The following is a 6111-nucleotide window of genomic DNA, read 5'->3' as shown; positions in this document are numbered from 1 at the left end:
CGCGCCACCGGCGGCCCGATCGAGGTGACGCGTCCGCGCGAGATCACCCCGATCGCCGAGGAATTCATGACCGCCGCGTCTGAGACCCTCGGCACGCCGATCATCAAGGACTACAACGGCGCGTCGCAGGAAGGCATCTCGATCTTCCAGCAGAGCGTGAAAGACGGCGTGCGCTACAGCTCTTCGCGTGGCTTCATCACCAATATGCCGAACTCGCACCTGACCGTGCTGACGCATGTGCAGGCCACCCGCGTGGTGATCGAGAACGGCCGCGCCATCGGCGTCGAGATCGCCGAGAAGAACGGCCAGCGCCGGATCGTCCGGGCCGCCAAGGAGGTCATCGTCTCCGGCGGTGTCATCGGCTCGCCGCAGCTGCTCATGCTCTCGGGCATCGGCCCGGCCGCACACCTGCGCGAACTCGGCATCGACGTGGTCGCGGACCTGCCGGTCGGCCAGAACCTGCACGACCACCTGTTCGTGCCGATGACCTTCGTGTCGAAGAAGGCCATCCACCGCGGCATCCCCACCTACTTCGCGCGCGGCATCCTCAAGGAGATGCGCAATCCGGGCAGCTCCTTCATGGGCCGCACCGTCTTCGAGGCCGCGGGCTTCGTCAAGACCAAGTTCGCCACCGGCGACCACCCGGACATGCAGATCCACACCCTGCCGTGGAGCTACCCGACGCCCAATCAGGACGAGGACAAGCTGCACCTGGTGGACCGCCGCCCGGCGCTCACCATCATGCCCTCGCTCATCTACCCGAAGAGCCGCGGCGAAATGAAGCTGGCCTCGGCGGACCCGTTCGCCTCGCCGCTCATCGATCCCGGCTACCTGACCGATCCGTGGGACACCGAGTTCCTGATCGAGGGCATCAAGATGATCCGGGAAGTCATGTCGCACAAGAGCATCGCGGGCGACATCACCGAGAACTTCTTCCCGGGCCAGGAGTGGGCCGACGAGACCGCGCTGCGGCGCGAGCTGCCCAACCGCGTGCACTCGATCTACCACCCGGTCGGCACCTGCCGCATGGGTGTGGACGAGCGCGCGGTCGTCGACCCGACGCTGAAGGTGAACGGCATCGAGGGGCTGCGCGTCGCGGACGCCTCGATCATGCCGAGCATCACCGGCGGCAACACCAACGCGCCGAGCTACATGATCGGTGAGAAGGCGGCGGAGCTCATCGGCTAGCCACCCGAACTCGCGGCGGAGTGCTGCTACTTCCCTGGTAGCTCCGCCGCGTGGATCGGCGGCTCACGACCACCGCCGATCCCTGACAGCCCCGGGCCCGCTACCTCTCGGCCCGGGGCTGTCGTTTATCCACATCCCTTCCCGAGGAGTCATCGTGTCGCTGCCCGTGGATGTCTGGCTGAACGCGCCACTGGCCGAATCCGCTTCGCGGGCACGGGAATTACGGGCGGCGGGGGTGGACGGGGTGTTCACCTTCGAAGGCGCGCACGATGTGTTTCTGCCGCTGACGCTGGCCGCCGATGCCGGGGTCGACATCATGACCAATGTGGCCATGGCGTTCCCGCGCAGTCCCATGCATCTCGCGCATACCGCCTGGGATCTGCAAGCGTTGTCCGGCGGGCGATTTCGGCTCGGGCTCGGGAGTCAGATCCGGCCGCATATCGAGCGGCGGTACGGGAGTACCTGGTCCGAGCCCGTGGAGCGGATGCGGGACACGGTGCTGGCGGTGCAGGCGATTCTGCGGGCCTGGCAGGACGGGGAACGGCTGGATTATCGGGGACGGTTCTGGCGGCACACGTTGATGACGCCGCAGTTCGATCCGGGGCCGAATCCCTTTGGGACACCGCCGGTTCTGGTGGGAGCGCTCGGGCCGCGCATGACGGAGATGGCGGCGCAGGTGGCGGATGGACTGTTGGTGATGCCGTTCAATACCGAGCGGCATTTCCGGGAGCGGACGCTGGCGGCGGTGGCGAAGGGGTTGGCGGGGGCGGAGCGGCCGTTCGAGATCATCGTGGAAGCCATTGTGGCCATGGGTGATTCGGACTCGGAGCTGATCGCAGCGCGCCGCGCCGTTCGGAATCTGCTGGCGTTCTACGGTTCCACGCCGTCGTACCGGCCGGTGCTCGAGGTCGAAGGCTGGGCGGACTTGCAGCCGGAGCTCAATCTGCTGTCCAAGCAGGGACGGTGGCAGGAGATGGCGGGGCTGATCGATGATTCGATGGTGGATGCACTGGCGGTCAGCGGGACCCCAACCGAGTGCGCCGCGCAGATCCGAAGCCGCTTCGGGGACAGTGCTTCTCGGGTCTGCTGCTATTTTCCCGGCTACCAGGTCGCCGACACCTCGATCGCCGACCTGGTAGCCGCGTTGCGCTAGCCGACCGTGATCGGCCGGTCCAGTTCGAACAGGCTGCGATGACCGGTCATATCGGTCACCACCAGCCGCGGCAGCTGCGGGCCGCGACCGTAATAGGCATGGGAGGTCACCGGGTCGGTGGTGGTCTCGTGCGAGCCGTCACCGAAGTACCAGTCGTACTGGCGAATCGCGGCCCCGGCCGCATTGGCGTCGAAACCGACGGGGGTACCCGCGTCGACCTTCGTCCGGGACGTGGTGAAGCCGTCACCGAGCGGTTCGCCGCCGCCGAACCATTCGGCCAGGCGCGGATTCAGCAGGAACGCCTCGGCGTATTTGCGCGCGCCGTCGGCATCGGGCTGTCCCACGGCCGGGACGGTCAGGCACTGCGGCAGCTCGCCGGGCCGGGGGCAGGCCAGCTGGCGCAGCGAGATCGCCTCGTCGCCCAGCGGATTCATGGCCGGGCGGCGATCCCCGGTCTGTACGGCGTCCTGGGTGAACAGACCGTCGGCGGCGGACGCGAAGGCCTCGCCCGCGGCGGTATTCGCCTCGGTCACCGCCTGCCGGAACGTCTCCGCCGACAGGCGCACGAACTCCGACCAGCGCTGGGTCAGCCCCTGCGGCACCCGGCCCGCGTCGTACCCGTGGAAATAATCGCCCAGCAGCACCTTCGGCGCGCCGGGCAGTTTGTGGGCGGCCTGCACGGCCTCGCGGGCGCCGCGCCCGCCGTAGCCGAGCTTCGCCCCGCTGAAGTAGGGGACGGTGGCGGCGGGATTCTCCGATTCCGCTCCCACACCGCCACATTCGCGGCGTACCGCGGTCGCCAGGTCCTGGGTGCCGGGTGTGACGCCGACCGGAATGCCGAAGAAGGGGTCCAGGTCGTTGAGGCAGCCGTCCATGACGACCAGATCCACCTGGTAGCCGTGCGCGTTGGCGTCGGCGGCGGCCTGTTCGAGCTGGCAGAACACATCGAGGGTGGCGTCGTCGCCGGTCGGGCAGTTCGGGTGCTGCGGCGGGGCGTCGAGGGTGGCGCCGGAACTGGTGTAGTCGTGCAGCTGGGCCTGGCGGCCGATCCGGGCGCCGAGCGTCTCGGCGAACAGGTCGGCGAAGGTGCGATCCTTGTCCAGGTTCTGTCCCCACAGCACGGAGTCGCCGACCGAAACCACATGCAGTGGACGGCATTCCCGGTTCACCCGGAAGCTCCATGGCTTGCCGTAGCCGCTCACGTCACCGCCGGGGACACGGGCGCGGGCGTCCACGCGTAGCAGCCCGTCGGGGGGTAGCTCATCGCGGCGGATGTCGAAGCCGACAGTCATCACCTCGTTCTGCACCACGGTGATACCGCTGCGAATCGGCTGGCCGCCGCCGAGGATTCGCCATTCCACCTCGGCGTGGGCCGGGACGCCGGGCGGGAAGTACACGGCGGTGGTGCCGTGTAGCGGGCCGTTGCAGGGCCCGTCGTGCGGAGTGCTGACATCGATGATGAGGGGAAGGTCGGACAAGGGGTCGGCCATCGCGGGACAGCTCGGCCCGGCGACGGTTCCGGCCAACGCGAGCACACCCGTCAAAGTCGGCAGCAACGCTGCCCGGCTCTGCCGGGATCGCCACAACTTCACATGCTCCTCCTGGGAGTTCCGCAATCTGACAGCAGACATGGTGCGGACGGGGCGGCGCGACCTTGTGAGGCGCGCCGGAATGGCCCAATTTAGGCGCGTTCTACCTGCGTATCTGCTAGACAAAGGGGATGAACGCGAGAAATCTGACACTCGCAACACTGGCCTTCGGGCTCACCTTCTGGGCCTGGAACCTCATAGGTCCGCTATCGAGCAGCTATACCAAGCAGCTGGGCCTATCCCCCGGCCAGCAGTCGCTGCTGGTCGCCACACCCGTACTGGTCGGCTCGCTGGGCCGCATCCCCGCCGGTGTGCTCACCGACAAGTTCGGCGGGCGGCTGATGTTCACGGTCATCTGCTTCGTCTCGATCATTCCGACGCTACTGGTGGGCTGGTCGAATTCCTTTGCGGCGCTGATCCTCTGGGGTTTCTTCCTGGGCATTCCCGGCACCTCGTTCGCGGTCGGCATCCCGTTCGTGAACTCCTGGTTCGAACCGGCCCGGCGCGGGTTCGCTACCGGTATGTTCGGCCTCGGCATGGGCGGCACGGCGCTCTCGGCGCTGTTCACCCCGCGCCTGGTCGATCATCTGGGTCGCGCGCAGACGCACGTGCTGATGGCCGTCGCGCTGGCGGTGCTGGGCGCGGTGATGTGGCTGTTCAGCCGTAACTCGCCGGACTGGAAGCCGGCCACCGAACCGGCGCTGCCGCGTATCCGGGAGGCGTTGCGGCTCAAGGCGACCTGGGAGGGCTCGTTCCTGTACGCGGTCGCGTTCGGCGGGTTCGTCGCGTTCTCCACCTATCTGCCGACGGTGTTGAAGAACGTCTACGAGTTCTCGCAGTCCGATGCGGGACTGCGGACGGCCGGGTTCTCGATCGCGGGCGTGCTGGCGCGGCCGCTGGGCGGCACGCTGTCGGACAAGATCGGACCGGCGCGCGTGCTGATGGTGTCGTTCGCGGGCACCGCGATCATGGCGATCGTGCTGGCGTTCAAACCGGGCCCGGAACTGCCCGCGGGTACCGCGCTGGTGTTGATGGCGTTCTTCCTGGGGCTGGGCACCGGCGGCGTGTTCGCGCTCATCGCCCGGTTGGTGGAGCCTGCCCGGGTCGGCACGGTAACCGGACTGGTCGGTGCCGCAGGTGGATTGGGCGGCTACTTCCCGCCCTTGGTCATGGGGCTGGTGTACAGCTCGCGGCACGACTACACCCTCGGGTACATCCTGCTCGCGGCGACCGCGGCGGCGGCGCTGCTCTACACGCTGAAAGTTGGCCGAGAGGTTCGCAATTGACGAGCGCCGCCGCGCTGCGATCACCAAAATGGGCCCGTGCCAGGGCAGTTGCGGGCTACAAGATCTTGTTAAGGCCGTGCCAAGCGCGGCTGGGCATCGTTTGTGTCAACGCCGGAACACACGGCGGACCCAACGAGCCACCTACCGGGAGTGGGGACGCTGGGGCCGACCCACCCACGAGGGGTGGTGGGTCGACCACAGCAAACCAACCAATCGGTACTCGACCGGGACAGCTGGCCTACCGCGAAGGGGGTGGTAGGCCAGCGCGGACCCGCTGTTATCCACCCACGAGGGGTGGCGGATAACAGCGGGTTTTTCGCATTCGAAGCTAACGGTCAGCGATCTTGTTCGTCCGATTTGTGGCCTCTGCCGCCGATCGCACGGCATCATTGAGGGCAAGAGCGCCAAGAAGATTGGGATTGACGATGGAAACCGTGGTCGTCTTCGTGCTGGCCTGCCTGATCTACTGGTGGGGCCTAGTCTGACGTGGGAGTTTGCGCGACCGCGTACAGCGCGTCCGCGATGCGGCGGCTGAAGTGGTCGGCATCCTCGGTGCCGTGCGTGAGGGCGCGCATCAGCGTCGCGCCGCGCAGGAACTCGAAGATCGCCTCGACATCGCAATCGGGCGCCGCCTGACCGGAATCCGCTGCGGCCGTGAGCAGCTCGCGCAGCGCCGCGATGGTCGGACGCTCACCGCCGTCGAGCAGGCGGCGATAGCTCTCCTGATCGTCGTGATACTCCGAGAGCAGGCCGGGGATGGCCGAGCGGGCCGCCGGATGCGCGGCCGCGGCGAGGAACAGACGCGTCCAGGCGCTGTTAGGGCGGGTCGGTTCAGGTAGCCGCGTCCCAGGCCCGCACCTGACAGGTACAGCTCACCGACGACGCCCTCGGGGAC

Annotated in this window: 5 protein-coding genes; 3 read left to right on the top strand and 2 right to left on the bottom strand. The window is 67.8% G+C overall.

The window, feature by feature from the left end:
- Together ACWELQ_RS35260 and ACWELQ_RS35255 are read left to right on the top strand one after the other, a co-directional pair.
- Nucleotides 1-1188, top strand: a 1188-nt coding sequence (locus ACWELQ_RS35260; RefSeq protein ID WP_452401346.1) for a GMC family oxidoreductase, incomplete at its 5' end; no start/stop codon positions are given.
- A 160-nt stretch (nt 1189-1348) separates the two neighbouring features.
- Nucleotides 1349-2341 (top strand): TIGR03617 family F420-dependent LLM class oxidoreductase, encoded by a 993-nt coding sequence (locus ACWELQ_RS35255; RefSeq protein WP_452401348.1) that lies wholly within the window; start codon nt 1349-1351, stop codon nt 2339-2341.
- Here the strand turns inward: ACWELQ_RS35255 and ACWELQ_RS35250 are convergent.
- On the bottom strand, nt 2338-3933 hold the full coding sequence (locus tag ACWELQ_RS35250; protein ID WP_452401345.1) for a PKD domain-containing protein: 1596 nt from the start codon (nt 3931-3933) through the stop codon (nt 2338-2340). The genes ACWELQ_RS35255 and ACWELQ_RS35250 overlap by 4 nt on opposite strands.
- 128 nt (nt 3934-4061) lie before the next feature.
- On the opposite strand from ACWELQ_RS35250, the gene ACWELQ_RS35245 reads away from it, so the two are divergent.
- Nucleotides 4062-5216: an MFS transporter gene (locus ACWELQ_RS35245; protein ID WP_452401344.1), complete on the top strand. Its 1155-nt coding sequence runs from the start codon at nt 4062-4064 to the stop codon at nt 5214-5216.
- A 476-nt stretch (nt 5217-5692) separates the two neighbouring features.
- Here ACWELQ_RS35245 and ACWELQ_RS35240 read toward each other — a convergent pair whose 3' ends face one another.
- A complete protein-coding gene (locus ACWELQ_RS35240; protein ID WP_452401347.1) occupies nt 5693-5974 on the bottom strand; it encodes a TetR-like C-terminal domain-containing protein in 282 nt (93 codons plus the stop codon).
- Between the last annotated feature and the right edge of the window lie 137 nt (nt 5975-6111).

The sequence above is a fragment of the Nocardia sp. NPDC004722 genome, from assembly GCF_053601505.1.
This window is presented reverse-complemented; position numbering and strand designations above follow the sequence as displayed.